This window comes from Candidatus Microthrix parvicella Bio17-1 (assembly GCF_000299415.1).
Classification (GTDB): Bacteria; Actinomycetota; Acidimicrobiia; order Acidimicrobiales; family Microtrichaceae; genus Microthrix; species Microthrix parvicella.
In genome coordinates, this window is the sequence record NZ_AMPG01000005.1 from 54,739 (window position 1) to 80,023 (window position 25,285).

The following is a 25,285-nucleotide window of genomic DNA, read 5'->3' on the forward strand; positions in this document are numbered from 1 at the left end:
GCATGAACGCGTGGAAGGTGACGACGGGTGAGTTCACGCTGCTCGACATCGACTGGGTGGCTCGGGGCATCAGACCCGCAGGCGTGCAGTGAGAGGTGCTCGCAGCGGCGTGCCGTTCTTCAGCTCGGGTCGCCTCGCCCCGAGGGAGCGCAACGCTACCGATGTCGTCACGTTGGCGGGCACGGTCGTGTCGATCCTGCTCCTGTCCCTGGTGGCCGTTCCCCAGTCGGGATTCGAAAACGCGGTCATCGGGCTGATCGAGGCTGTCCCGTCGTGGCTCGACATCCTCTGGTGGCTCGGCATCATCACCTTGGTGCTGTGGATCCTGACGGTGCTGGTGACAACGCTGCTCCGTCGAAGGTCCGATGTGGCGCTCGACGCCGGACTGAGCTGCGTCGCAGCGCTCGGGTTGGGCGCTGTGGTCGGCCAACGCATCAACGGATCCTGGCCGAGCCTCGCCCAGATCGTGGCGGGCGGCACGAACGGCACTGTTCCGCTGGTGATGCTGGCCATCGGCTCGGCGTTCGCCACCGCAGTGGCACCCCACGTGGCCCGCCCGTTCCGGCGTTTCGGCCAGTGGACGGTCGCCACTGCCGGCGTGTCGGTCGTGATGCTCGAGGCGACGACGCCCATCGGCACCTTGATCAGCCTGCTTCTCGGCACCGCCGCTGCGGCGTTGGTCCACGTCGCGCTCGGCACGACAACGGGCCGACCGACCACGGTCGAGGTCACCAGCGCGCTCGCCGACCTGGGGGTGACGGCGAGCAACATCGAACTTGCGCCTCGACAGTCGGGGGAGTCGTCGCTTTGGACGCCCTCGACGAGCACGGCGATGCCCTGCGGGTGAAGGTGTACGGGCGCGACGCACGCGACGCCCAGCTGTTGGCCCGGGCCTGGCGAGGCCTGTGGTACCGGGGGAGCACTGGAACCCCGGCGGGCCGCCTGCAGCAGGTCGAGCACGAGGCATTCGTGACGTTGTTCGCCTCGGCCCGAGGTCTGCTCGTGCCCGAAGTGGTCGTCGCCGGGAGCGACGCTCGTCAGGACTCGGTCATCGTCGTGCGCGACGTCAGCAGCGCACTCGTCGATCGGTCCACCGACGAGCTGCCAGATGCCGCCGCCCTCGCCGGCATCTGGGGTGTCGTCCGTGGCATGCACCGGCTCGGCCTGACCCATGGGGAGCTCTCGCCCGAGGTCTTCGGGGTCGTCGCCGGTCGGGTCTCGCTGCGGGAGATGAGCCGCGTGGCCCTCGCCGACAGCGACGACCAGCAACAGAAGGACCTGGCGCAGGCGCTGGTGTCGACCGCGCTGCTCGTCGGAAACGACCGTGCGGTCAGCGTCGCCGGCGACGAGCTTGGCCCCGACGGCGTTGCGGCCATGTTGCCGTACCTTCAGCAGGCGGCGCTCGGGACGGCGCTGCGTCATCGGGTCAAGTCCGAGGCATTCGATCTCGCTGCGCTGCGCTCTGCGATTGCTGCGGCGGTGGAAGTGGACGTCCCCAAGGTCGCCGAGCTTCGCCGCGTGAGGCCGCAGTCGCTGGTGACGATGGCCCTGATCGTGTTCGTGGCGTACGCACTGATCTCCGCGTTTGGCAACGTGGACGTGTCGCAACTGGTCGACGAGATCAGCGGCGCTTCGATCGGTTGGCTCGTCGCTGCGTTGATCGCCGCGCAACTGCCCTTCCTTGCCCAGGCCGTGGCCACGCGGGGCGCCTGCCCGCAGGCCGTGCCGCTTGGACCGCTCGCCCTGCTCCAGTCGGGGATCGGGTTCGTGGCGCTCGCCGTCCCCTCCACCGCCGGACGGATTGCACTCGACATCCGGTTCTTCCAGCGTCAGGGGCTGCAGGCAACCACTGCGGTGTCGATCTCTGCGATCGACGGTTTCAGCGGGTTTCTGGTGCAGGTTTCGGTGCTCGTGTTGACCCTCGCGGTGGGCGTGGGGGACGTCGAGCTGCAGTTCAAGCGTTCCGGGAGCGACGGCTCGGGCGGCGGCTCCAACCTGGGGATCGCACTTGGGGTTCTGGCGGCCGTGGTCCTCGTGGCGGCGATCGCAGCGATGGCGCTGCCGAAGATCCGCGCCCGGGTCGTCGAGCGCGTGCGCCCGATACTCGGACAGGTAGCCGACACCGTCCGCTCGCTCCGGTCCCCGAAGAAGCTCCTCCAGCTCTTCGGCGGCAACCTTGCCACCCAGCTCCTCTTCGCCGTCGCCCTGGGCCTGTGCCTGCGGGCGTTCGGGGGCAGCCTGAACCTGGCCACGCTGCTCACCGTCTACGTGGCCTCCGCGCTGTTCGGCGGAATGATGCCCGTGCCGGGCGGGGTCGGCGTGATGGAGGCTGCGTTAACCGCCGGCATGGTCGCCGCAGGCATCGGCTCGACCACCAGCGCCGCAACTGCGCTGGTATTCCGACTGGTCACGTTCTACCTACCACCGCTCTGGGGCTGGCTATCGCTGCGCTGGCTCCGCCACCACGACTACCTCTAGCCAGAAAGCGACCTCACCGTGAGCGACCCGACGCCATCAACACTGTCTCGCCGGACGCGACGCAGGCTCATCATCCTGGGTCTTCTGCGTGCGTGCTCATCCACCGTCGTGTTGCTCGCGCTGTACTTCGTCGTGCCGCTCGACCGCTCCGACGCCATCCCAATCGGGGCCTCGCTTGCGCTCGCGCTCGTCGTGCTGCTCGGCGTGGCCGTGTGGCAGATGAAGGCGACCATCCGCTCCTCCCATCCGCCGATCCGTGCAGTCGAGGCGCTCGGCGTCACCGTGCCGCTGTTCCTGTTGCTGTTCGCGACGAGCTACTTCCTGATGGCGCAGTCCAACCCAGCCAACTTCAGCGCCGGGCTGACCCGGATCGATGCCCTCTATTTCACGATTACCGCGTTCAGCTCCACGGGCTTCGGTGACATCACGGCGACGAGCCAGTCGGCGCGATTGCTCGTCTCGGTCCAGATGATCCTCGACCTGCTCGTCCTCGGTCTCGGCGTCAAGGCGTTCGTCGGAGCGGTCCAACTCGGTCGCCAGCACCACTCGAGTTCGACAGACACGCCCACAGACACCTAGCGACAGAACCTCAGCTGATTTCGGAGGTGGCCTCCTTGACCGCCGATGATGGCCGGCGGGAAGAGGATGCCGATGACGGCTCCCGCTGCGGCGCCGCCCCATCCGCCGTGGCGAGTGGCCATCTCGTCCTTGGTGACGACGGCGGCGTCAGAGGTGCCGACGATGCCGTCCGTGTGGAGGTCCTTGCCCACGGCGTAGTCGGCTCGGGCGGCCGTTTCGCTCCCGTACGTGCCGATGCAGAGGAACGTTCCGTCTGCTGTGGCCATGTGATCCCCCTCCTGTCCCGTGAGTCTTGAACGGCTCATGTCAATCAGCTCGATACTGCGCCGGAGCGACAACGTACTGCGGTGAAGCGCCGCCGCCAGGCGCCGGGCGCGGCAGGGATGCCCGTACTCCTGATGAGGGCGTTCCCTGGTCGGTTCACCCGATCTGGTTGAGGCGGAACCCGGCGCCCTGCTCCAACATGGATCCGTCCTCAACTCTTGAGGGCGGGAGGCGGCTCGGATCTGTGCGATTAACACGTTGGACCATGACGGGACGCGAACTGTCGTGATCCGACTTCCCGGTGGGCTCGATCCGTTCGCCCCCGCCAGGCGGTTACAGGAATGGCTGGGCAATGCCGAGGGCCGGGTGCACCGTCGGACTTCGGTGACGGCGGACCATGCTCACATCGAGGTTCGGGGCATCGATAGTCCCGACCGTTCAGACATGGCGGACAGGCTCAAGGCGGACCTGGAACGGTTGGAGGGGGTGAACTGGGCTGAGATCGATGCGGTCGTCGGCCGGGCTGTGGTGCTGTTCGATCCCGAGTCGATCGAGGTGGACGATCTCATCTCGGTGGTGGAGGACGTCGAGGACGCCCACGGCGCGGCGGAGGAGCGGTTCCCCCACGACAGGCCAGACCACCCGTCCGACCAAGAGCCGATCAAGCGAAACATGGTCGCCCTGGTGGCCGACGCCGCCGGGCTCGGCATCGCCTCGATCAGCCAGGCCCTCAGGTTCATGCCCATCCCGGCGGAGATCCCCGGCGTGGTGTCGCTGATCGACAGCCAGCCGCGGATTCGTCGGATCATCGAGGACCGGCTGGGGCGCCCGGCGGCCGACATGACGGTGGCCGCGACCGCCGCCCTCGCTCAGGCCCTGGGGCAGGGGCCGATCGGCCTTGGCGTGGACATGGCCTACCGCGCGTCGCTCATCTCGGAGCAGCGATCCCGACAGGCCACCTGGGAGCGCCGCGAGCGTGAGCTCGTGCAGGGCCCATACAGCGTTCGGCACCGCGCAACGGTGTTGCCACCCCGTGAGACGCCGCTGCCCAAGGGCCCGATCGAACAGTACGCAGACGCCGCATCCGTTGCCTCCCTCGGCGCTGTCGGGCTCACCCTCGGCCTCACGCGGGATCCCCGGCGCGCTGCTGACCTCATCCTGACCGGGGTGCCCAAGGCCGCCACCCTCGGCCGCGAGGCGTTCGCCGCCCAGCTCGGCGTGGCCCTGTCCAAGAGCGACGTCGTGGTGATGGACCCCGCCGTGCTGCGACGCTTGGACCGGGTCGATGCCATGGTCCTCGACGCCCGGCTGCTCGGCACTGAGCGCTGGTCGATCGATCGGATCGACCAGGTCGATGAGGACATGGATGCCACCAGCTGCGCTGCCCGCGTGCGCTCGCTGTTGGATCCGACGCAACCGGACGCGAGGCGCCGACGGGGTTCGTGGGTGCTGGCACCCTGGGAGTCCGACCCGCGTGCCCCGAGGGGTTCGGTGACCCGCGCCCGTCGTCTCGCTCGCGGGGGTCGCCGGGCGTTGGGGCTGTGGCGGAGTGACCATCTGGTTGCCTTGGTGGCGGTCGCAGAGGAGCCCGTCGCCTTGGCGTGCGAGCTGGTGACCGAAGCGCGGGCCTCGGGCTTGGACGTGTCGCTCGCCGGTGGAAACGACGCGCTCGCCGCCCGACTCGGTGATCTGGTCCGGAGCCCTGCGACCAAGGTGGCGGGGGAGATCCGAGCCGCTCAGACGGACGGCCACGTGGTGATGTTCGTCAGCGGACGGGCGCACGCAGGGCTCCGAGCCGCCGACGTCGGCATCGGCGTTGAGACTCCGGGGAGCAAGGCACCTTTCGGCGCACACCTGCTCATCAAGGAGGGCCTCGGCCAAGGCTGGATGCTGCTCGCTGCAGTTCGACGTGCGCGTAGCGTCAGCCGGCGCAGCGCGCTGATCGCGCTGGCCGGCGCCAGCACGGGTGGTTCGTGGGCACTCCTCGGGTCGGGGCGCACCGCTGCGCAGCGGACCATGCTCGCCGTGAACTCCAGCGCGCTGCTGAGCATGGCCAACGGAGCGGTTGCCGGTGCGGGCATCGGGGCCGTTGCACCGCCACCGGTGCCGTCGACACAGCCGTGGCACGAGCTCGACGGCGCCGGGGTACTTCGTCTGGTCGAGTCGAGCATCGACGGCCTCGACGATGAGGATCGCGCAGCGCGCCAGCGCGCCGAGACCGCTCGTGTGGAGCGCGCCCCAGTCGGGATGGCCAAGGCGGCACTCGACGAGCTGGCAAACCCGTTGACCCCGTTGCTGGGCGTGGGTGCGGCGCTGTCGGCCGCCGTCGGTTCCATGGTGGACGCCGGGCTTGTCCTCGGCGTGGTTGGCGTCAACACAGCAGTCGGCGCGGCCCAACGGGTGCAGACCGAACTCGCGCTGCTGCGCTTGGAACGTAACGGACAGTCGGGCGCCCGCGTGCTGGTGCGCGGGGAGGTGGTGGACGTGCCGGCCGACAGCGTCGTCGTCGGCGACGTCATCCTGCTGGAGGCCGGCGACGCCGTGCCCGGCGACTGTCGGCTGCTCGACGCCACAGCGCTCGAGATGGACGAGTCGGCGCTGACCGGGGAATCGCTGCCGGTGCAGAAGTCCTGCGACCCGACACCCGGTGCGGCGGTGGCAGAGCGCACCTCCATGCTCTACGACGGCACCGTCGTTGCGGTGGGCGATGCCACCGCGGTGGTCGTCGGGGTGGGATCGCACACCGAGGCCGGTCGGAGTGCTGCCGCTGCGGGCGAGGCCCCACCGTCAGGCGTCGAGCAGCGGCTCGGACGCTTGACCCGACTCACCGTACCGGCGACCCTCGCTGCGGGTGCCACGGTGACCGGACTCGGGTTCCTGTACAGGCGCCCAATTCGTCAGTCGATCGGTACCGGCGTCAGCTTGATGGTCGCCGCAGTGCCCGAAGGCCTCCCGGCCCTGGCCACCCTGGCGCAGGTGGCATCCGCACGGCGTCTCGCCGATCGCAACGCACTCGTGCGCAACCCCCGCGCCATCGAGGCGTTGGGCCGAGTGGACCAGATCTGGTTCGACAAGACCGGCACCTTGACCGAAGGGACGATCTCGGTCGCCCACTTGTCCGACGGGTTCGACGAGGAACCCGTCGGAGCGGCCGGCGACTCGCTTCTGGCCGTGCTCGCCGCTGCCCGCCGGGCCACCCCACCGACCAACGGGGATGCTCAGCTGCCCCACGCCACCGATCGTGCCGTTGTCGCAGCGGCCCGAACGGCTGGGCTCGACGATGCGGATACGGGCTGGGAACGTATTGAGGACCTGCCGTTCGAGTCGGCTCGCGGCCTCCACGCCACCGTCGGGCGCCAGGGTCGCCGCCACATGGTTGCGGTGAAGGGGGCCCCGGAGGTGGTGCTGCCCATGTGCGGTGCGTGGCGCCGTGACGGCAGAGAGTCCCCGATGGACGCCGAGGCACACCGGGTGCTGGAGGATCGAATCGAGTCGATGGGGCGCCGCGGGCTTCGGGTGCTTGCAGTTGCGACCGCCGACACACCGTCTCGCACCCGGCTCACCGATCCCGCCGATCTGCCGTCGCTCACGCTGCAGGGTTTTGTGGGCCTGTCGGACGTTGTTCGCCCCAGCGCAGCGGTCGCCGCCGGAACCCTCACCGAGGCCGGTATCCGTGTTGGGATGATCACCGGCGACCACCCGACCACCGCCCAAGCGATCGCCGTCGAACTGGGCATCCTCAACGGCGGCCGCGTCGTCACCGGGGTCGAGCTCGATTCCCTCGACGACGGCGAACTCGACGCGATCATCGACGACGTCACCGTCTTCGCCAGAGCCACCCCGCTGCAAAAGGTTCGCATCGTCGCCGCATCCCAGCGGGCGGGACGATCGGTTGCGATGACCGGCGACGGGGCAAACGACGCCGCTGCAATCCGGCTCGCCGACGCCGGCATCGCCCTCGGCGGGCGGGGGACCGACGCTGCCCGGGCCAACGCCGATGTGATCGTCGTCGACGACCGCATCGAGACGATCGTCGACGCCGTCGTCGAGGGCCGAGCCATGTGGGAATCGGTCCGTGGTGCGGTCGCGATCCTCGTCGGCGGCAACCTCGGAGAGATCGGCTTCACCCTCGCCGGTACCGCCGTCGGCGGTGTCGCACCGCTTAACGCACGACAGTTGCTGCTGGTCAACCTGCTCACCGACATGGCCCCGGCGCTCGCCATCGCCCTCCGAGAGCCCCGCGACCGCTCGCCCGAAACGCTCCTGCACGCTGGGCCGGATGCCTCCCTCGGTGGCGCGCTCACCCGCGACATCGCAGTTCGTGCCGGCGCCACCGCTGCCGGTGCCACCGGCGCATGGGCCGTCGCCAGCCTCACCGGGACGCCGACCCGCGCCCGAACGGTCGGCCTCGCCGCCCTCGTCGGCACCCAACTTGGACAGACGGTCGTCGCCGGCGGGACGAGCCCATTGGTGCTGGGAGCTACGGTCATCAGCGTGGGTGCCCTCGTGACCGCCATCCAGACGCCAGGCATCAGCCAGTTCTTCGGTTGCCGCCCGCTTGGCCCCGTCGGCTGGACCACAGCGGTGTACGCATCACTCCTCGCCACCGGCGGATCGGTGGCGGTTCCGTGGGCTGCAGGCCGGGCGGGTGATGCCATCGTGGTCGCCCACAACAGCGCTCAACGACGGCTGCAGTCGGGGCCTGGCGAGGGCGTCGTGGCCACTCAAACGATTCCAGCGCGCACGTGAAGCGCCCCGAACCTGTAAGAGTCCCGGGGCGCTGGTCGGCGATCGGCACGTCTCCAGCTCCCGAAGCTCCCGAGTCCGCTGTCTCCCGTCGTCGGCAGGGCCTCGCGAGCGTTGCGGAGCACGATGTCCCTGGCGACAGGGTCCAGCTCGAGTTGGCACCCGGCGGGAACTAGGGAAAGCCTTGATCGATGTCGTCAACGAGGTGCCGCCGGCTCCGGCCGAGCATCCGCCGGTAGCGAAGATCGAAGCGGAACTCCTTGCGCTGCTGACCGACACAGTCGAGCACGTCCTTGCCGACGGTCCGGCGCAACCCGCGACCGAGCTGTTGCAGAAAGATCGCGGCGCTCTCGGCCGGCCATGAAGTTGGCGTGGTCGATGCTGACGCACAACCCGAGCACTCGCATCTGCGTTGCGTCGCCGACCGTGTCGCGGACCGGAGCGCCTTCGGCCCGTTTGAGGACCGCTCCGTCGACACGATGGAGGAGCTCTCATGACCAACACCTTCCTCCCGATCCTCCTCGCCAAAGCTGCCCTCGGCGCGCTCACCCAGGGAGGGGTCATCGTAAACATCCCAGGCGTGATCGCGGAACAGAACCTTCCCGGCATGGCCGCCGCACACCGAGACCGGATTGGCGGACCGTCCCATCGAAGGTCGGACGCCCAAGATGTCGAAAGGGCTGGATCCGGTGGACGTCGCAAGCGATGATCTGCGATGCCATCGACGGCGACACCACCGACCTTCCCAGCACAACGTTCGCCTGATTGGCAGCACAACGAAGTCGCTGTGCTGAAGTCTACAAGGTTGACATCAGATTCGTGGGGTCCATACTGGACGATGCAGTTCACCCAATGTGAACACGGAACACCAAGAATGCTGGAAAGGCGAATCCAATGGCTGACCCAATCATCAAAATTGGCTCCAAAGGCCCTGCCGTCAAGAATGCGCAAAAGGCTCTCAATAACCGCGGCGCATGGTTGACAGTTGACGGGATCTTCGGATCATTGACACGTAACGCCGTCATCGACTATCAAACGTACCGATCCTCTGGCCAGTACTGGGCGCTCTCCTATCCATTAAAGGTTGACGGAATCGTTGGACCAGCAACCTGGTCGAGGCTGACTCCGCCGGTGATCAAGAAAAAGTCCACAGGAAACGCAGTACGGCTCCTTCAGGAAATCTTGAAGGACTTCGCCTACCCACCCTTTGATCCCGGCGTGGTCGACGGTAAATTCGGTCCGCAAACCGAAAGCGCTGTCAAGGAGTTCCAGGACTGGTGGCCCCTAACCGTCGATGGAATTGTCGGTCAAGAGACGTGGGCCGCCCTCTGGAGCTGACCGGGCCTCTAGGTGGGTAGTGTTTCCTGTACTGAAGAGGCAGGCGACAATCCGACAAGACGAAGCAGCGTCAACGATGACGCTGAACCAGTTGTCTGATCTGACCCGCAGCGTCTTGGCTGAGACCGACGACGAACTGTTCGGGGTTGGACCAAACTTGCCGCTTGGCAGCTTCCGTTCGGTAGCACCGAGGATCTTCAGCGCTCCCGACCTGCGCACGATGCTGATCTGGATGGATTAAGCGACCTGGGTGCTCACCCCAGCGCCTCTCATCGAGGCCGTGCTCGATGGCGACACGCCCGGGCTAACAGTCGACGTCCACCGGCTGGACGATCCCGGGCACCTCGTGGTCGACGCGTTGATCGCCTTCACCACGGCCCGATCGGGTGGGCGATCGGGCCGTCGCGTGCCCCTCGTATTCCTGGAAATGCCTTACGAGGGACATGAACGGGATGACCGTCCTCGCCGAGGACGAAGACATGCGGCCCGAGGGCGACTGACCATGGGCGGCATCATCAACTGGGATCGTGATGCCGACGGCATCGTCACCCTGACCATCGACGATCCTGGTGCCGGTCCCAACGGCGCGTTGCTCGCTGCCAGGTTCACATCCGCGGTGCCGCCGGCATGCTCGCCCTCACCGATGCAACGAAACGATCCGTCCGGTGTCGGGCGATACGGCGCCGGCATGGACCTCGGCCCAGGTTGCCGCTGCGGCATGCGCTCCAGTGGTGCGCTGGACGTGGAGCCAGTCGCCTGAGCCTTCAACAAACGCGCCGAGCGCAACGATCGAGCGTTCTTGAAGCTCCAAGGCGTCGGTGCCACCCTCGGCGAGTTGGCTCATCGCCGTTGGAGCAAAGAACACCTCGGGGGTGGGGCCATGCTCGGGTCGAGCCGGTGGGGTGTCGTGGTGGGTACGCCCGACGATCATGGAATGGGCCAACGAATCGCCCAGCCTGGCATGCAGTGCGCCGATGGCGGGACCGTCGCCCGCCATGTCCACCGACACCGCCGAACCGGTGGCAATCGATCCGATGTCGTCATAGCTGACGACGTCGCTGTATCGACCCAGCCCACGCACGAAGTCGACGTTGCCCGGCGAGGTCACGCCGATCAAGGCATCAAGGCCCCGCTGGGCGGCACAGTCCGCAAATGCAATGGCGGTCTTCGAAGATGCCGACATGACAATGGCCCGCCGAGCCCCGAACCAGTTGTTGGAGTCGAAGAATGCATCGATGAGGAACCCGGTCATGAAGAGGCCTCGGAGGAGGGCGTGTCGGTCCTCAAGGTCGCCTCGGCGTGCGGCGTCGTCGAAGGCCGTGGGTCCCGACGGATCGGTGCGGCTGTCCACAAACGTGCGATACACCGACGCATGGGCGGCGCGGTGTGCGCCGTCGTCGCGAAGACCTTGCCCGGTGGGATGGACGGCCAGGTCGACGGATCCCACCATGGGGAACCAGCCGTAGTAGCGCCCACCGACCTCGACGTCCGGATGTGCCGAGGCCACCACGTCGGCCCAGCCCATCGCTGGAACCCGGCCCCAGGCGTCGTCGCCGGTGGGGTAGAAGTCCCAATAGCCGAACACGTCGCCCATCTCGGCGTAGGTCACCGTGTTGGCGGTGATGGCCAGGCGGTCCACCCGCATCCGCACCGTTCCGTCGCCAAGTTCGTCCTCATCACAAAGCTGGTCGACCTGCATGCGGGTCAAGGACGTGTCGCGCCGGTTGACCTCCAGCGCATCGGTACTGAATGTCATATGTGGTCCTTCGTGTGAGTTGCTGTTGCGTTGCGTCGGTAGAAGTGCTTACCAGCCCGAGGTGCCTGGCTCGCCCTTGAACGGGCCGACCACATCATCGGTGATCCAGCCGCCGTAAAAGCCTCCGGCCTGAGGGCGTACCGGCTCGTCGTTCACGGTGCAATCCACTCGTCCCGGGTAGAACGACACCCAACCGGCGTGGTCGCTGAACTCCGGATACGGGGTGGGGTAGCGCCAGGCGACCGGCTCGACGGTGCCCTCAACCGCCAGGTACTCGGCGGCCCCCTTCCACTCACAATGCGACGACCCGTTCGTCAGCACGAGGCGACCCGGCACCACCGCGTCGGGCGGCACATAGAAGGCCGGAGGATGAGACGTTTCGAGCACGCGAACCGAGGTTGTCGAGCGGGCAATCAACCGTTCGCCGTGGGTGACCTCGATGGACCGGCCATCGGGTACCACCGCCGGCGGACGCGGATAGTCCCAGACCGATTCCTGGTTGGGCCCGGGCTCGTCGGCAAACGGCGGCCGTTGGTTGCCGCGATGTTGCCAGTGGGCTCGCGCCTGCTGGAGCCAGGCGGGCGGTTCGGTGGACATGTGGGACAGGGTACCCACGTGTGCGCTCAGCCCGGCCGCTGCCCACCTGGGTAATGGCCACCTATTAGGTTGATGTCATGAAAAGTTTCCATGCCCTCCTCGCCGCCATCGTCATCGGGGTGCTGGGGGCCTCCGGATGCAGTTCAGACAACCCGGGTGCGGCCGCACCGACCTCCGCAACCGGCCCAACCACCACGACCGCCGCGGTTCGGTCCGAGGTGTACGCCGACCTCGTCGACCCGCCGGGAGCGGAGGGACGCAAGCTCTCCCTGGTGCGCTACACGATCGCACCAGGCGCCAAGCTGGTTCCACACGTGCACCCGGGCGTGCAGATGGCCCGAATCGAGTCCGGCACGCTCACCTACACGATCGAATCCGGCACGGCACTGGTGCGACGGGCCGGAAGCACCACCGACGAGCCCGAAACGGGCCCGACCACCATCACCCTTGAGGTGGGCGACGCCGTGATCGAACAGGACAACATGGTGCACTTCGGTGAGAATCGGTCGTCGAAGGAACTGGTCATCATCGCCGCGTTGCTGACCAAGGACGGTATGAAGCTCGCCGAACCGGTGACCACAACCTCGGCCCCCGACTGATCAACGGATCCACCCGGCGCGCCGCCGACCAACCTTGGTCGTTGCAGCCCACCGTGGCAGTCTGCTGCGGGTGCTGGATCATCCGGCACGGAAAGGACCGCCATGGCGGAGCCCGCTCAGCAGGTCGATCGTCCCCTTCCTGAACACACCGAGGTTGCTGTCATCGGCGCCGGGCTCGCCGGCCTGGCGGCGGCCCGTCGCCTCAACGACGCCGGCAGGGACGTCGTCGTGCTCGAGGCGACCGACGGCGTGGGCGGACGGGTGCGCAGCGACCTGGTCAAGGGCTACCGGCTCGATCGCGGGTTCCAGGTGCTCTTAACCGCCTACCCCGAACTGGGGAAGCAGTTTGATGTGAACGCGCTCGACCTGAGGCGCTTCGAGCCGGGGGCGCTGGTGTGGAACGGCACGAAGATGCACCTTGTGGGCGACCCGACGCGGCGACCTCGCACCCTCCTGAAGACCGGCCTCGCACCGGTTGGTTCGATCACCGACAAGGTTCGACTGCTGCGGCAACGGATCCGGCTTGGACGCACCTCGGCCCCGGCGCTCCTGCGTCAGGAGGACCTGTCGACGCTGGAAGCCCTGAAGAACGATGGCTTCAGCCAGGCCATGATCGACGGCTTCTTCCGGCCCTTCGTTGGTGGCATCCAACTCGATCCGGCGTTGGCGACCAGCAGGCGGATGTTCGACGTCGTGTTGAAGAGCCTGTTCGCCGGCGCCGCAGCCGTTCCCGCAGGCGGAATGCAGGCGATCCCCGACCAACTCGCGGGCCGGTTACCCAACGGTACCGTGCGGCTGAACGCCCGGGTGGGGGCCGTGCGCCCAGGCGAGGTGGCGCTCGCCGACGGTCGGACCCTCACAGCCGACCGGGTGGTCATCGCCGCCGAGGGTCCTGGCGCCGCCAAACTTCTCGGACTGGCGACCGTCGGATCGAAGTCGGCATCGTGCGTGTGGTTCGGCGCTCCGACACCACCGATCACCGACCGCTACATCGTCGTGGATGGGACCGGCCAGGGCCCGGCGCTCAACATCGCCGTCATGACCAACGTTGCACCGGAGTACGGCCCTGCGGACTCCGCACTGATCGCCGCCGCTTGTCCGGGGGTGGACGACGCCAACCTGGAACCAGCGGTCAGGAAACAGTTGCGGGGTATCTGGGGCCCGACGGTTGACTCGTGGAGCCACTTGCGAACCGATGCGATCGCCCACGGTCAGCCCAAGCAGCAGCCACCGTTCGCACCAAAACAGGCGGTTTCGCTGGGTGATGGCATGTTCGTCTGCGGCGACCACCGCGACACCGCATCCATTCAAGGGGCGCTCTTCTCCGGACGGCGCTGTGCCGACGCGGTGCGGGCCGGCCTCGGCTGAGCCCGACCTGGTCGGTTTGATCCTCGGATTCAGGCCGTCACCGGCTACCCGCCGAGTGCCCCAAGACCCTGTCCGAGGAGTTTGACGCCCAGCACGAGCAACAGGATCATCATGATCGCCGGGTTGTGAACGGACATGAAGTCCTTGATCGACGCAAGCGGCCCGGCGGCCCGTTTGCTCGCCACCAGATAGAACACCACCGGTCCGGCCACCGTGAGTGAACCGATGATCACAAACACCGCCACGGCGATGGCGCTGTCGGTGCCTCCAAGCCCGGCCTGAGAAATGCTGGCCGCCGCAGCGGCGGTGAGCGCCAGGTTCTTCGGGTTCACCCCTGACAGCAACGCGCCGAGTCCAAGCGACTTACCGACGGAGAAAGTGTCGATACTGGCCATCCACGCCGGCATCTCTGCCTCCTCACCTGGTGCGGGACGGTCGCGCCACTGTTTCAAGGCCAACAGCAGAAAGAGTGCGCCAATCGCAACCTGGAACCAGTTCACGCCGGTGGCGGTTGCGCTGGTCGAATCGGAGGCGCCGGAGGTGGCGACCAGAACGATGGTGGAGGCGATGACGAGCCCGGCAATCCAACCAACTGCAAAAGCCGACCCGGTGGCTCGGGCCTTGGGAGTGCCCAACATCAGGATGACCGCAATAATCGGAACCGGGCTGAGCGCCACTCCAAGCGCGGACGGCAGCAGGTCGCCGATCACTTGGATCATAGGACGGCAGCCAATTCATCCTGTCTCATCTCGCAGATGGTAGCCGGATCCCGGACCGTTGCCGGAGACGTCAGCTTGAGGCAACCGGTTTGGTTGCAACGCTCCAAAGGAAACACGGTCGCTACACTCGCCACGATGCCTGGGGGGCCGATGTCACAGAAGAATCGTCAGGGGGTGCTCCGCAGCCGGCCGAAGGGTCTGGTGGCTGATGGCGACATCGAATTGATCGAAACCGAGTTGCCGGAACTCGTCGGAGGCGAGGCGCTGGTGAAGACAACCCTGGTGGGTATCGACGCAGCCGCGCGCACCTGGCTGGACGATCAACCGGGGTACCTGCCGCCGGTGCAGGTCGGTGAAGTGGTGCGTGCTGCGACGGTGGGGGAGGTTGTGGCCACCCGCTGCGACGCCTACGAGGTGGGCGACGTGGTCACCACGCTGGGTGGATTCAGCGCCTACTCGATCTCGCGCGACGATGTGTACACCACGGTGATGGGCCGGGTGAGTGCCGGCACCGCAGGTGTGGACCAAGAGGCGCTGCTGGCGCTCTTCGGATCCACCGGCGCAACGGCGTACTTCGGGATGTATGACATCGGCAGGCCCAAAGCCGGGGAAACCGTGGTGGTCAGCGCAGCCGCCGGTGCCACGGGCTCGATCGCCGGCCAGTTGGCCAAAGCAGCCGGTGCCCGGGTGGTGGGCATCGCCGGGTCGGACGAGAAGTGCGCCGTGGTCACCGACGACTTCGGCTTCGACTCGTGCATCAATTATCGCACCACCGACCTGAGGGCGGCGCTGCGAGAGCATTGCCCGGACCGCGTGGACGTGTACTTCGACAACGTGGGCGGGCCCATCCTCGACGCGGTCCTGGGCCGGCTGGCCATGCACGCCCGAGTGGCACTGTGCGGCGTCATCTCCAGTTACGTCAGCGGGGAGCACCCGGGACCTTCAAACTACGTAAAACTGCTGGCGATGCGGGCCAGCATGGCGGGCTTCAACACGCTGGACAATTGGGGGCGTTTCGACGAGGCCAACGCCGAGCTTCGCCGCCTGTTCGACGCCGGGAAGCTCACCTTTCGCAGCCACGTGTTCGACGGTCTCGACCAGGCGATTCCGGCGCTGAACGCCTTGTTCGAGGGCACCAACATCGGGAAGACGTTCCTGAGGCCCTGAGCCAGGCCGAGTGCCGTGTTGCAGCCACCACCAAACGCGCAGTTAGGCTGACCTTGCAACGAGCCGGGCGTACGCCTCATGTGCAATCCGGCAGTAGACCAGTTGGAGGCGCAGCGCGTGTTTCAAACCTTCCTCACCGGGCTTCGCGAGGGTCTCGAGGCCGCCCTGGTGGTGAGCATCCTGCTGACCTTCCTGGTTCGGGGCGACCACCGTGATCGAATCCCCGCGCTGTGGGCCGGCGTCGGGGTGGCCATCGCGGTGTCGTTCGGTTTCGGCGCCGTCTTGCACTTCACCTCGGCGAACATGAGTTTTGAGGCCCAGGAGGCGTTCGGCGGCATCCTGTCGATCGTGGCCGTCGGATTTGTCACCTGGATGGTGTTCTGGATGAAGCGGGCATCCCGCACGATCAAGGGCGACCTGACCCACAAGATGGAGGCCGCACTCAAGCTTGGCGCCTCGGGGGTGTTTCTTGCTGCCCTGCTGGCCGTGGGCCGCGAGGGGCTGGAGACGGCGTTGTTTTTGTACCCGACGCTTCAAGCTCAAGGCTCGGGAATCGGCCCGGCGCTGGGCGCCGTGCTGGGCATCGCAACCGCTGTGGGCATCGGTTTCCTGCTCTACCGGGGTGCGGTGAACCTGAACCTGGCCACCTTCTTCAAGGTCACCGGCGCCGGTCTGATCGTGATCGCGGCCGGTGTCCTGGCCTACGGCGTCCATGACCTCCAGGAGGCCGCCATCCTCCCGGGCCTTAACACGCTTGCCTGGGACATCAACGGCTGGGACATCACCAGCTGGTACGGCACCCTCCTCAAGGGCATCTTCAACGTCGGCCCGCAGATGACCGTGCTGGAGGTCATCACCTACGTCGCCTACCTGGTGCCCACCATGGTGCTGTTTCTACGGCCCCTGCCTGCATCAGATACGGGATCAACTTCATCTGCGCCCGGGGAGCACACCGCGACGGCTGCTCCAACGCTCACCCCCCCGACCACCGTGCCCGCCGGAGGACACTCGTGAACCCACTGCCCCAACGCGCCGCCACCATGGCACTGGCGCTCCTGCTTCCCATCGCCGGCCTCGCCGCGTGCTCCGGAGGCACGGCCGACAGTGCCACCGCGGTGACGGGCACCGACGACGCCTGCACGCTTGACCGCGACGTGATCGAGGCCGGCAAGATCGACTTTGAGTTCACGAACAACGGCAAGGACGTCTCCGAGCTCTACGTACTGAAGGACAACGGCGACGTGGTGGGCGAGGTGGAAAACGTCACCACCGGCACCTCCCGCACCCTGACGGTCGATCTGGTGGCAGGCGATTACGAGGTCAATTGCAAGCCCGGCATGAAGGGCAAGGGCATCAGTGCCGACTTCACCGTCACGGGCGACGGAGGCACGGCGCAGGCCAAACCCGAACGGACCGTCACCTTCGATGCGGTGGACTTCACCTACGAGGACCTGGACCTGTCATCGATCAAGTCGGGCCAAACGATCCGCTTCGAGATGACCAACAGCGGCACCGAACCCCACGAGTTCGAGGTGTTGGACTCCACCGGTGAGCCGATCGGGGAGGTGGGCGCCACCGAACCTGGCGACACCGGCGGTGCGACGATGACCTTCGGGGCACCTGGCAAGTACACCTACCAGTGCATCCTGATCGATCCAAAGACAGGGAAGAAGCACTCGATGCTCGGAATGACCGGCACCTTCACGGTGGCGCCGGCCTGATCGACCGATGAGTTTGGGCTGCCCAAGCCGTCGTGATGGGTAACCAACCAGGACCGCAACGCTCAGGAGCACACGATGTCCTTCACTCCCTACCTCAACTTCGGCGGCAACTGCCGCGAGGCCTTTACCGCCTACCAGGAGATCTTCGGCGGCGAGCTGTCGATCGTGGCCATGTCGGACGCGCCCGGCGCCGAGCCGGTTCCAGAGGGTATGGCGGACCTGGTCATGAACGCGGCCCTCAAGTTCGAGAACCACCTGTTGATGGCTTCCGACGTGTTCGACATCGACAACTTCGACGCCATGCAATACATGTACGTCAACTTCACCACCACGGATCTGGATCTGGCCGAGCGGGTCTTTGAGGCGTTGGCCGACGGGGGCAAGGTTGAGATGCCGATGGGGGAGACCTTCTGGGCGCCCCGATTCGGGGTGACGGTCGACCGCTTCGGTACCCCATGGATGGTCAACGGCGAGGCCGCCGAGGAGTAGCCCCCGGCCACGAGCGAATCGATCGGCCGTAGGATCGCCCCGGCAACGCAGCCACGATCAGGAACGGGGGCGCAGCGACATGGCTTGGGATTTTTCGACCGAACCGGAGTTTCAGAAGAAGCTGGACTGGGTGGAGCGGTTCTGCCGGGAGCAGGTGGAGCCGCTCGACCTGGTGTTTCCCTACGCGGTGCGCTCGAAGGACCCAAAGCTGAAGGCCCTGGTGAAGGACCTGCAGGATCAGGTGAAGGAGCAGGGCCTGTGGGCACTGTTCCTCGACGAGGACCTGGGCGGGCCCGGCTTTGGCCAGCTCAAGCTGGGCCTGTTGAACGAGATCCTCGGCCGCTACGGGTCGGCACCGCAGATCTTCGGTGCCGGCGCCCCCGACACGGGCAACATGGAGATGCTCGCCGCCTACGGCACCGACGACCAGAAGGAGCGCTGGCTGACGCCGATGCTCAACCAGGAACTGTGGTCGGCGTATTCGATGACCGAGCCCCAGGGCGGATCGGACCCCAACCTGTTCACCACCCACGCGGTCAAGGACGGCGACGAGTGGGTGATCAACGGCGAGAAGTGGTTCACCAGCGCCGGGCGGGTGGCCGACCTGTTGTTCGTCATGTGCACCAACGGCATGTTCGTCGTGCCCCGGAAGACGCCGGGCGTCGAGATCATGCCGGAGCCCCGCAACCACAACCACATCGTCTACACCGACGTTCGGGTACCCGCCGACCACCTGCTCGGCCCGGAGGACGGCGCCAAGGTGCTGGCCCAGCGCCGTTTGGGTGGCGGCCGAATCCACCATGCGATGCGCACGATCAGTCAGTGCACGCTGGCATTCGACATGATGTGCGAACGGGCGCTCAGCCGGGAGTCGCACGGCAAGATCATCGGCGATCACCAGATGGTGCAGGAGAAGATCGCCGACAGCTACGCGTCGATCAGGATGCTGCGGCTGTTCGTGTTGGAGACCGCCTGGAAGATCGACAACACCAGCACCCAGGAGGCCCGCACCGATATCGCAGCGGTGAAGTTCACGATGGCCAAGGTGCTTCGGGAGGTGTCGTTTAATGCGCTGCACATTCTCGGCTCGCTGGGCACCACCAACCTCACCCCGCTGCAGGCGATGTACGCATCGGCCCCGACGATGGGCATCGCCGACGGGGTCGACGAGGTGCACAAGGCCACGGTGGCCCGCAACGTGTTGAAGGGCTACCGACCCCACGAGGGGTTCTGGCCCACCGAGTACCTCCCGGCCAAGCGGGCCGCCGCCCGCGAGCGCTTCGAGCCGATGTTCGCAGCCGACCCGGAGCTGCGCGACAGGGCCGATGCCTACGCCAAGTACCTGGCCACGAAGGGGTGAGGCCCGTGGCCCCCCGGGGCGCATGAACTCCAAGATCGGAGCGCTGCTGGCCGTTGGCTTAGCTGCGCTGTCGTTCGTCGCCTTCGGAGGGTTGGGCTGGGTACTCGACGACGGCAACGTCGCTCGGCTGCTGACCGAGACCGGCCCGATCGGGCCGATCGTCTTCGTGGTCGTCATGTGGGTGACCCAGCCGTTTGGAGTGCCCGGCTTTGTCTACATGGTGCCGGCAGGCATCGTGTGGCCCTCACCCGTGGCCATCGCCGTGTCGTGGGTCGGCAACATGGGGTCGAGCTATCTCGGCTTCAGCTTCGCCCGCTGGTTTGCACGCGATTGGGTCAAGGCGCGCATCCCACCGCGCATGCACGTCTTCGATGACCGGCTCGCAGACGGCGGGATCATGCCGGTCATTGGGTTGCGGCTCGTCTTCGGCCAGCTGCCACCGGCCGACTGGCTGCTCGGCGTCACCAGGCTTTCCAACCTCCGTTTCCTCATCGGAACGGCCATCGGCATCATCCCCGGCGTGGTGATTGCGGTGGTCGCCGGTGGCGGGATCGTAGGGGAGTTGCTGGACCTGCCGCCGATCGTTCAGGTGGTGGCGATCGGTGCCGCCGGCGCCATTGCCCCGTTGGTGGTGCGTCGGCTGCGAAACCGTCGGGCCGCCGACGTGGTTGGCTGACGGCATGGAAGTGCTCAGCGTGTTCGACATGTTGAAGATCGGGGTTGGACCGTCCAGCTCGCACACCCTGGGGCCGTGGCGGGCCATCCAACGTTGGCTCAGGGAGCTTGGCACCGACCTCGGTGGCGCCGGGGGGCTCGGGCCGGTCGACCACGTTCGGGTGGACCTCTACGGATCGCTGGCGCTGACCGGCAAGGGACACGCCACCGACCAGGCGATCAGCCTGGCCCTCCTGGGCCACGACCCGGAGACGGTCGACGTCGAGGCCATCGCCAAAATCGTCCAGGCGCTTGGCCTACAACAGCTGTTGCTCCTGCCGGGCGCCACGGTGCCGATCGCATTCGACCCACAGTCCGACATCGTGTTTCATCGGGACAGGCGGCTACCGGGCCATGCCAACGCCATGCGCTGCACAGCCACCGTTGGTACCCGAAGCCTGTCGTCGGTCTACTTCTCGGTTGGTGGCGGGTTCGTGGTGCGTGAAGATGAGTTGGTCGGCCAGGAACTCACACGTCCGGGGTCGACGGCCGGCCGACCCACACTGCCGTATCCAACCCAGGTGCCCGCCGATCTTCGCTCCCATTGCCACAGGCTGGATTGCTGCATCGCCGACGTGGTGGCCTCCAACGAGGCTGCTTGGCGCTCGCCGGAGGAGGTCGGCGAGGGTCTCGATCGCATCTGGCAGGTGATGCTCACAGCCGCCCACCGGGGCTGCCATACCGACGGAACCCTGCCCGGTGATCTTGGTGTCCACCGGCGTGCCGCGCCGCTGGCGCGGCGGCTGCTGGGCGACGGATCCAACGCCAGGTCGGGCGACTCGCCCGAGGCCTGGATGGCGGCGATCCGAGCCTCCCAGCCCGACTTCGGACAGAAGCTGCAATGGATCAGCACGTTCGCCATGGCGGTCAACGAGGAGAACGCCAACCTTGGACGGGTGGTCACCGCACCCACCAACGGCGCCGCCGGAGTGATCCCCGCAGTGCTGCTGTACCTGCTGTGCCTGTCCGACGAACCGCCGTCCCACGACGACGCCCCGGCCGTCGTCCGCAGCTTCCTGCTGGTGGCCGGAGAGGTGGGCACCCTGTTCAAGAAGGGCGCCACCATCTCGGCGGCGATGGGCGGGTGCATGGCCGAGGTCGGGGTCTCCAGTGCCATGGCCGCAGCCGCCCTCAGCGAGGTGATGGGGGGCACGATGGATCAGGCGTTAATGGCGGCCGAGATCGCCATGGAGCACCACCTGGGCATGACCTGCGATCCCGTGAGCGGACTGGTTCAAGTGCCGTGCATCGAGCGAAACACCATGGGGGCGGTCAAGGCGATCAACGCCGCCGAGCTGGCGCTGGCGAGCGACCCGGCGCTTGCCCGTGTGACGCTCGACGAGGTGATCAACACGATGCGCGATACCGCCGAGTCGATGTCGGATCGATTCAAGGAGACCTCGCAGGGTGGGCTGGCGGTCAACGTGTCGGTGCGCGTGCCGGAGTGCTGAAGGCCGATGACGGACCCAAGGTGCCCTTCGGGGGCTCCTACACTCCGTCGGATGTCCAGCGACAGGCCGTTTCAGCCGTGACGACGGCCGGTGAACTGGCGGAGCACCTCCGACAACTGGTGGTCGCCACCCTGGAGGACGTCGAACGCGCGCACCTGCCTGATTGGCGGATTCCCCGCTTCTTCGCCGGGCATCAGGTGGCCGCCGACGTGCGAGCCGACGTGTGTTTCACCCTGCATCACCTGGCCCGGGCCGGGGTCGGGGAGGTGGCCGGACGACCTCTCGACCAAATCCTGATCGGGTTGCTTGGCGACATCGACGGCGCCGGTACCAACACGTTCTTCTCCTACCGCATCGCCGAGACATTGCTCGCACATGGCCGGTTCGACGGTAGCCCGCTGCTCCGCGCCATGAGCGATGCGCAGGTGGCTCAGGTGGCTCAGGCCGTCGACAGTTCGGACTGGCTGGAACTGCTCGACGCCGGAGTGCTGCCCCGGAACTACGCCGGGGTGCTGGCCCGCTGCGAGCTGAGGCGGGTGCACCTGGGGCTGGTGGACGACACCGCTCGGCTTGACGGGTTGGTGGAACGTGTCCGGGGAGTGGTTGGAGCCAACCCGTTGGGCGCCCTCGACGACTCCAATGATGGCATCGGGCGTTACGACATCTACACCGCCGACGTGTGGCTGTTCACCGAGCCGTTGGCCGACCGGCTTGGTGAGGTGTGGGAACGGGGGATGGCCCGAGCGCTCGACCTGGTGCTGGCTGTGGGGGACCGCCACGGCACGTCGGTGCCGTGGGGTCGCTCCACCGGCGACTTGTCGACGGCGCTCACCCTGGAGCTGGCGGCCTTCGCCATGAGTCGGCCTGAATCCAGGTCGGGCCGACACAATGAGCACCGTGCGCGGGATCCCCAGGATGACCCGACCGGTTTCGGCCTCACCAACCCTGCCGTTTGGCTGCGCCGGGCCGTCGACGCCACCACCACGCTGCTCGACGGGTTCGACGATGGGGGACTCACCACGGCGCACGCTTACCGCGCTCAGGATGCCTACCGGGGTCCGGAGCGGCGCCTGCAGCTGACGTTCGACCTGTTGGGCAAGATCGCATGGGCGGCCGCAGCGCTCGGCGACGTCGACCCTGACCTCACGCCGGCCTCAGCGAGGGAGGCCTACCCGCCGGTCGACCGGCTCGTCGCATTCGAAACCGGCCGCCCGGCCGGTGTGTGGGCCCACCGATCGGCCGGCGCAGGGTTTGCGGTGCCCTTCGTTGGTGCCACACGGAGCCACTATCTGCCTGCATTGCACCGACCGGGGCGTTGGGAGGTGCCTGTCGATCGCGACCTGCCCACCTGGACCCCGCTGGTGATCGACCGTCTGAAGCGGTTCACCGCCGGGGGTCTGCCCAACTCGGTGGAGCATCGGGACGGCAGAGTGGTGGCCCGCTGGGAGTCCTTCATCGAGTCGGGCGCGGGCGTCGAGGGGGAGGAGGCGACGGCACCGCTGGCAGGAAGCCGAACCATGGACCTTTCGGTCGAAGGGCGCACGATCGTGCTCCGCGACGACCTGACCTTCGACCGGCCGCCGGTTGCGGTCGGCGTGATGATCCCCGAGGTGGCCGACGTGCCGTTGACGGTCGAGTGGCAGGTCGACCGCGGCGAGGGTCAGGCCACCACCGTGCCGGTCGACGGGGTGTCGGAGTGGCGAAGTTCGTGGTCGGAGCTTGCCAAAGTGCACCAGTTGGACCTCACCCCGGCCCGTTCGCTGTCCTACTCTGTCAGGGTCACCCCGCTGATCCGGGCGGGCTCCACCGCGTTCGGAAGCCACTATCACCAGGCCCTCTACCCGGCGATGAGGGACCGGGTGGTGGAACGTCGATCGCCGGTGGGGTGGGACGCCGTCGACGACCCCGGGTTTCGCAGCATCGACCTGCTGCACCTGCACTGGCCGGAGTGGACCGCATTCGATGACCTCGACGAACACCGGCGCATCGTCGAGGCGTTGGACGATGCCGACATCCCCATCGTCTGGACGGCTCACAACCTGACCCCGCACGAGAAGCAGCCCGAGATCCACGATCCGATCTACCAACTCTGGGCGGGTGCGGTGGCTGGGGTCATCCACCACAGCGCCTGGGGCGAGGCGCGCCTGCGCAGCCGCTACGACTTCGGCGCGGGCTGTGTGCACCGGGTGATTCCCCACGGCCATTTTGGGGCCACCTGGAACGCCACCGAGCCGCCCGATCGGGCCGAGGCCGAACGCCGCCTCGGCCTGTCACCGGCCGGTTTGCGGATCGGCATCGTGGGCGCGCCCCGGGCCGAAAAGCTGGTGCAGCAGGTGCTCGACGGCGTGGCCGCCTGCAGTCGCGATGACGTTCAGCTGGTGTGCTGGTCGCTTCGGGGTGACGAGCTGGTCCCGGACGACCCCCGCATCCCCATCGCCGAGGCGTACCGCAACGTGGACGCCGCCCACTACGCCACACGGCTGGTGGCCTGCGACGTGTTGGCACTGGTCTTCGACGAGGCGGGTGACATGTTGACCACCGGGGCGGCCGGTGACTCGGTGGGGTTCGGTCTGCCGACACTTCGATCGGAGTGGGGCTACCTCACCGAGCACCTGGGCGCTGCCGGACTGCCGGTGGGGCAGACCTCGGCGTCGATCGCGGCGGCGCTGGACTCGCTGACCGACGCCGACGTCGACCGCGCCCGGCGCGGGGCGCTGCGACGCCGCAAGGAACTCGACTGGAGCGTGCTGGCACCACTGACGGCCGACCTGTTCGATAACGTTCTGCGTCGGGGGACAACACCATGACCGCAACAACGAACGCAGGCCACCGGCGGTGGCTGCCGATGATGGCGCTCGCCGTCCTGCTGGGCACCACCTTGGCAACCCTGGCACCCGCCACGGCGCAGGCGGCTGAACCCGTGCCAGAACCCGGGTTCTGCGGTCCGGTCACCGGCTTCGCCGTGGTGTGGCTCGCCGATCCGATCGACCAGGCGACCTACGAGCTCCAATTGTCCGACGGTCAGGCCGCGTTCGATGCGGCCTACGCCTCGCTCGGCCCCGACGATCCTGCGCCCGGTTTGCTCCAGGAGGGCCTGGCCGCATTTCCATCCGTGCTGGCCCGCTTGACCGACGCGGTCGCCGCCGCCGGAGGCAACTACCTCGACGTCCCCGAGCCCACCCGGGCGGTGTATCGCCAGGACATCACCACCTTCATCAACCGCACCCTGGCCTACATCGAGCCGTATTGCAGCCCACCGGCCCCGGCGGGCGCCCTGTTTGGGCCGTGCACCTTCGGCCCGGTCTCCCTGCCGACGTTGCTTGGCGTGAACACGACCGGACGGCCGGTGACCGCCACGGTCGACGGTAGGGAGTACCAGCTCGTGCCCCACGATGACACCACGGATTTGGTGATCATCGAGGTTCCTCAAGGAGCTTCCGAGGGTGACGTCCTGCTCGATGGGGTGCCTGCCAGGGTGGCCGGGATCGGGTGTTCAAGCATCGCCGATGACGTTGACACGACTGGATTTGGAAATCTGGTGAAGGCGGACTTCGTGCCCGGCTGCTCGTCGCCGGCGACTCAGTCCACCCTCTCGCTCGATCCCAACAAGACGTTGCTGGACTCGGTCGGGCTTCCCGGCATCTACGGCGGGGGCGCCGCCCCCTTTGACCTGACCGTCGAGGTCGACGGCGTCACCAAGGTGGTGCCCATGCCGGAGGGTCAACAGATCAACCTGGACGCCGACGCCAAGGTACCCGTCGTGACGGTCGGCGGTGAGACTGTGGACGTGACGGTGCGGCCCGCATCGTGTCCCGACGCGCCGTCCAGCGACGGTGACGGCGCCTCCAACGACGACCGGGGTGCGGCCGCCAACGATGCGGCGCCCACGGCCACGCCGCTGTCACCCAGGTTCACCGGCTGAGCACAGCCCGGCGGTGC

General features: G+C 67.4%; 23 protein-coding genes. 19 read left to right on the forward strand and 4 right to left on the reverse strand.

Annotated features, from left to right (window positions below; genetic code table 11):
* Window positions 1-109: 109 nt before the first annotated feature.
* Genes MPARV_RS0117225 through MPARV_RS0117235 form a run of 3 tightly spaced genes read left to right on the forward strand, consistent with a single transcriptional unit; the run spans window position 110 to window position 3,057 of the window.
* Complete coding sequence (locus tag MPARV_RS0117225) at window positions 110-847, forward strand: hypothetical protein (protein WP_157789705.1); 738 nt, start codon at window positions 110-112, stop codon at window positions 845-847.
* Window positions 808-2,478, forward strand: coding sequence for a lysylphosphatidylglycerol synthase transmembrane domain-containing protein (locus tag MPARV_RS0117230; protein ID WP_020379151.1), 1,671 nt, complete (start codon window positions 808-810; stop codon window positions 2,476-2,478). The genes MPARV_RS0117225 and MPARV_RS0117230 overlap by 40 nt, the downstream gene beginning before the upstream one ends.
* Window positions 2,479-2,496: 18 nt before the next feature.
* The gene (locus MPARV_RS0117235; protein WP_012228522.1) at window positions 2,497-3,057 is read left to right on the forward strand and encodes a potassium channel family protein; all 561 of its coding nucleotides are present in this window, start codon (window positions 2,497-2,499) and stop codon (window positions 3,055-3,057) included.
* Here MPARV_RS0117235 and MPARV_RS0117240 read toward each other — a convergent pair.
* Window positions 3,054-3,323, reverse strand: a complete 270-nt coding sequence (locus MPARV_RS0117240) for a hypothetical protein (protein WP_020379153.1) — start codon at window positions 3,321-3,323, stop codon at window positions 3,054-3,056. The genes MPARV_RS0117235 and MPARV_RS0117240 overlap by 4 nt on opposite strands.
* Window positions 3,324-3,606: 283 nt before the next feature.
* Here MPARV_RS0117240 and MPARV_RS0117245 point away from each other — a divergent pair, with 283 nt between their 5' ends.
* From MPARV_RS0117245 to MPARV_RS24980, 5 genes are all read left to right on the forward strand, one after another.
* On the forward strand, window positions 3,607-8,070 hold the full coding sequence (locus MPARV_RS0117245; RefSeq protein WP_020379154.1) for a cation-translocating P-type ATPase: 4,464 nt from the start codon (window positions 3,607-3,609) through the stop codon (window positions 8,068-8,070).
* A 181-nt stretch (window positions 8,071-8,251) separates the two neighbouring features.
* Window positions 8,252-8,431: a hypothetical protein gene (locus tag MPARV_RS24970; RefSeq protein ID WP_157789706.1), complete on the forward strand. Its 180-nt coding sequence runs from the start codon at window positions 8,252-8,254 to the stop codon at window positions 8,429-8,431.
* A gap of 129 nt (window positions 8,432-8,560) precedes the next feature.
* A complete protein-coding gene (locus tag MPARV_RS24975) occupies window positions 8,561-8,776 on the forward strand; it encodes a hypothetical protein (protein WP_157789707.1) in 216 nt (71 codons plus the stop codon).
* Between the two features lie 185 nt (window positions 8,777-8,961).
* On the forward strand, window positions 8,962-9,405 hold the full coding sequence (locus tag MPARV_RS23920) for a peptidoglycan-binding domain-containing protein (RefSeq protein ID WP_012228529.1): 444 nt from the start codon (window positions 8,962-8,964) through the stop codon (window positions 9,403-9,405).
* Window positions 9,406-9,481: 76 nt separating this feature from the next.
* Complete coding sequence (locus MPARV_RS24980) at window positions 9,482-9,646, forward strand: hypothetical protein (protein ID WP_020379156.1); 165 nt, start codon at window positions 9,482-9,484, stop codon at window positions 9,644-9,646.
* A 396-nt stretch (window positions 9,647-10,042) separates the two neighbouring features.
* On the opposite strand, the gene MPARV_RS0117270 is transcribed toward MPARV_RS24980, so the two are convergent.
* Both MPARV_RS0117270 and MPARV_RS0117275 read right to left on the reverse strand, forming a co-directional pair.
* The gene (locus MPARV_RS0117270; RefSeq protein WP_020379158.1) at window positions 10,043-11,161 is read right to left on the reverse strand and encodes a DUF2855 family protein; all 1,119 of its coding nucleotides are present in this window, start codon (window positions 11,159-11,161) and stop codon (window positions 10,043-10,045) included.
* A 48-nt stretch (window positions 11,162-11,209) separates the two neighbouring features.
* Entirely contained in the window at window positions 11,210-11,758 is a 549-nt protein-coding gene (locus MPARV_RS0117275) for a DUF427 domain-containing protein (protein WP_020379159.1), read from the reverse strand.
* Between the two features lie 77 nt (window positions 11,759-11,835).
* Here MPARV_RS0117275 and MPARV_RS0117280 point away from each other — a divergent pair, with 77 nt between their 5' ends.
* A complete protein-coding gene (locus MPARV_RS0117280) occupies window positions 11,836-12,357 on the forward strand; it encodes a cupin domain-containing protein (RefSeq protein ID WP_012228536.1) in 522 nt (173 codons plus the stop codon).
* Window positions 12,358-12,459: 102 nt separating this feature from the next.
* Complete coding sequence (locus MPARV_RS0117285; protein ID WP_012228538.1) at window positions 12,460-13,725, forward strand: NAD(P)/FAD-dependent oxidoreductase; 1,266 nt, start codon at window positions 12,460-12,462, stop codon at window positions 13,723-13,725.
* Between the two features lie 44 nt (window positions 13,726-13,769).
* On the opposite strand, the gene MPARV_RS0117290 is transcribed toward MPARV_RS0117285, so the two are convergent.
* Entirely contained in the window at window positions 13,770-14,444 is a 675-nt protein-coding gene (locus MPARV_RS0117290) for a GAP family protein (RefSeq protein ID WP_012228539.1), read from the reverse strand.
* Between the two features lie 135 nt (window positions 14,445-14,579).
* Between MPARV_RS0117290 and MPARV_RS0117295 the strand changes: the two genes are divergently transcribed.
* The 9 genes from MPARV_RS0117295 (at window position 14,580) to MPARV_RS0117335 (ending at window position 25,268) form a co-directional block, all read left to right on the forward strand.
* Window positions 14,580-15,611, forward strand: coding sequence for an NADP-dependent oxidoreductase (locus MPARV_RS0117295; RefSeq protein WP_031279058.1), 1,032 nt, complete (start codon window positions 14,580-14,582; stop codon window positions 15,609-15,611).
* A 117-nt stretch (window positions 15,612-15,728) separates the two neighbouring features.
* On the forward strand, window positions 15,729-16,625 hold the full coding sequence (gene efeU, locus MPARV_RS0117300; protein ID WP_034394128.1) for an iron uptake transporter permease EfeU: 897 nt from the start codon (window positions 15,729-15,731) through the stop codon (window positions 16,623-16,625).
* On the forward strand, window positions 16,622-17,332 hold the full coding sequence (locus MPARV_RS23055; RefSeq protein ID WP_020379161.1) for a cupredoxin domain-containing protein: 711 nt from the start codon (window positions 16,622-16,624) through the stop codon (window positions 17,330-17,332). Before efeU ends, MPARV_RS23055 begins: the two co-directional genes overlap by 4 nt.
* Before the next feature lie 75 nt (window positions 17,333-17,407).
* Complete coding sequence (locus MPARV_RS0117310) at window positions 17,408-17,821, forward strand: VOC family protein (protein WP_012228543.1); 414 nt, start codon at window positions 17,408-17,410, stop codon at window positions 17,819-17,821.
* A 79-nt stretch (window positions 17,822-17,900) separates the two neighbouring features.
* Window positions 17,901-19,181 carry an acyl-CoA dehydrogenase family protein gene (locus MPARV_RS0117315; RefSeq protein WP_012228544.1) on the forward strand — a complete coding sequence of 427 codons (1,281 nt, stop codon included), beginning with the start codon at window positions 17,901-17,903 and terminating at the stop codon, window positions 19,179-19,181.
* A 22-nt stretch (window positions 19,182-19,203) separates the two neighbouring features.
* On the forward strand, window positions 19,204-19,857 hold the full coding sequence (locus tag MPARV_RS0117320) for a TVP38/TMEM64 family protein (RefSeq protein WP_020379162.1): 654 nt from the start codon (window positions 19,204-19,206) through the stop codon (window positions 19,855-19,857).
* A gap of 4 nt (window positions 19,858-19,861) precedes the next feature.
* Window positions 19,862-21,346, forward strand: coding sequence for an L-serine ammonia-lyase (locus tag MPARV_RS0117325; RefSeq protein WP_012228547.1), 1,485 nt, complete (start codon window positions 19,862-19,864; stop codon window positions 21,344-21,346).
* A gap of 77 nt (window positions 21,347-21,423) precedes the next feature.
* Window positions 21,424-24,153 (forward strand): hypothetical protein, encoded by a 2,730-nt coding sequence (locus MPARV_RS0117330; RefSeq protein WP_157789708.1) that lies wholly within the window; start codon window positions 21,424-21,426, stop codon window positions 24,151-24,153.
* The gene (locus tag MPARV_RS0117335; protein WP_020379164.1) at window positions 24,150-25,268 is read left to right on the forward strand and encodes a hypothetical protein; all 1,119 of its coding nucleotides are present in this window, start codon (window positions 24,150-24,152) and stop codon (window positions 25,266-25,268) included. The genes MPARV_RS0117330 and MPARV_RS0117335 overlap by 4 nt, the downstream gene beginning before the upstream one ends.
* Window positions 25,269-25,285: the final 17 nt, after the last annotated feature.

Coding starts and splice junctions, on each gene's coding strand:
- MPARV_RS0117240 (WP_020379153.1), bottom strand. CDS start 3,323: ATGGCCACAGCAGACGGAACGTTCCTCTGCATCGGCACGTACGGGAGC.
- MPARV_RS24975 (WP_157789707.1), top strand. CDS start 8,561: ATGACCAACACCTTCCTCCCGATCCTCCTCGCCAAAGCTGCCCTCGGC.
- MPARV_RS23920 (WP_012228529.1), top strand. CDS start 8,962: ATGGCTGACCCAATCATCAAAATTGGCTCCAAAGGCCCTGCCGTCAAG.
- MPARV_RS24980 (WP_020379156.1), top strand. CDS start 9,482: ATGACGCTGAACCAGTTGTCTGATCTGACCCGCAGCGTCTTGGCTGAG.
- MPARV_RS0117270 (WP_020379158.1), bottom strand. CDS start 11,161: ATGACATTCAGTACCGATGCGCTGGAGGTCAACCGGCGCGACACGTCC.
- MPARV_RS0117275 (WP_020379159.1), bottom strand. CDS start 11,758: ATGTCCACCGAACCGCCCGCCTGGCTCCAGCAGGCGCGAGCCCACTGG.
- MPARV_RS0117280 (WP_012228536.1), top strand. CDS start 11,836: ATGAAAAGTTTCCATGCCCTCCTCGCCGCCATCGTCATCGGGGTGCTG.
- MPARV_RS0117285 (WP_012228538.1), top strand. CDS start 12,460: ATGGCGGAGCCCGCTCAGCAGGTCGATCGTCCCCTTCCTGAACACACC.
- MPARV_RS0117290 (WP_012228539.1), bottom strand. CDS start 14,444: ATGATCCAAGTGATCGGCGACCTGCTGCCGTCCGCGCTTGGAGTGGCG.
- MPARV_RS0117295 (WP_031279058.1), top strand. CDS start 14,580: ATGCCTGGGGGGCCGATGTCACAGAAGAATCGTCAGGGGGTGCTCCGC.
- MPARV_RS0117310 (WP_012228543.1), top strand. CDS start 17,408: ATGTCCTTCACTCCCTACCTCAACTTCGGCGGCAACTGCCGCGAGGCC.
- MPARV_RS0117315 (WP_012228544.1), top strand. CDS start 17,901: ATGGCTTGGGATTTTTCGACCGAACCGGAGTTTCAGAAGAAGCTGGAC.
- MPARV_RS0117320 (WP_020379162.1), top strand. CDS start 19,204: ATGAACTCCAAGATCGGAGCGCTGCTGGCCGTTGGCTTAGCTGCGCTG.
- MPARV_RS0117325 (WP_012228547.1), top strand. CDS start 19,862: ATGGAAGTGCTCAGCGTGTTCGACATGTTGAAGATCGGGGTTGGACCG.
- MPARV_RS0117335 (WP_020379164.1), top strand. CDS start 24,150: ATGACCGCAACAACGAACGCAGGCCACCGGCGGTGGCTGCCGATGATG.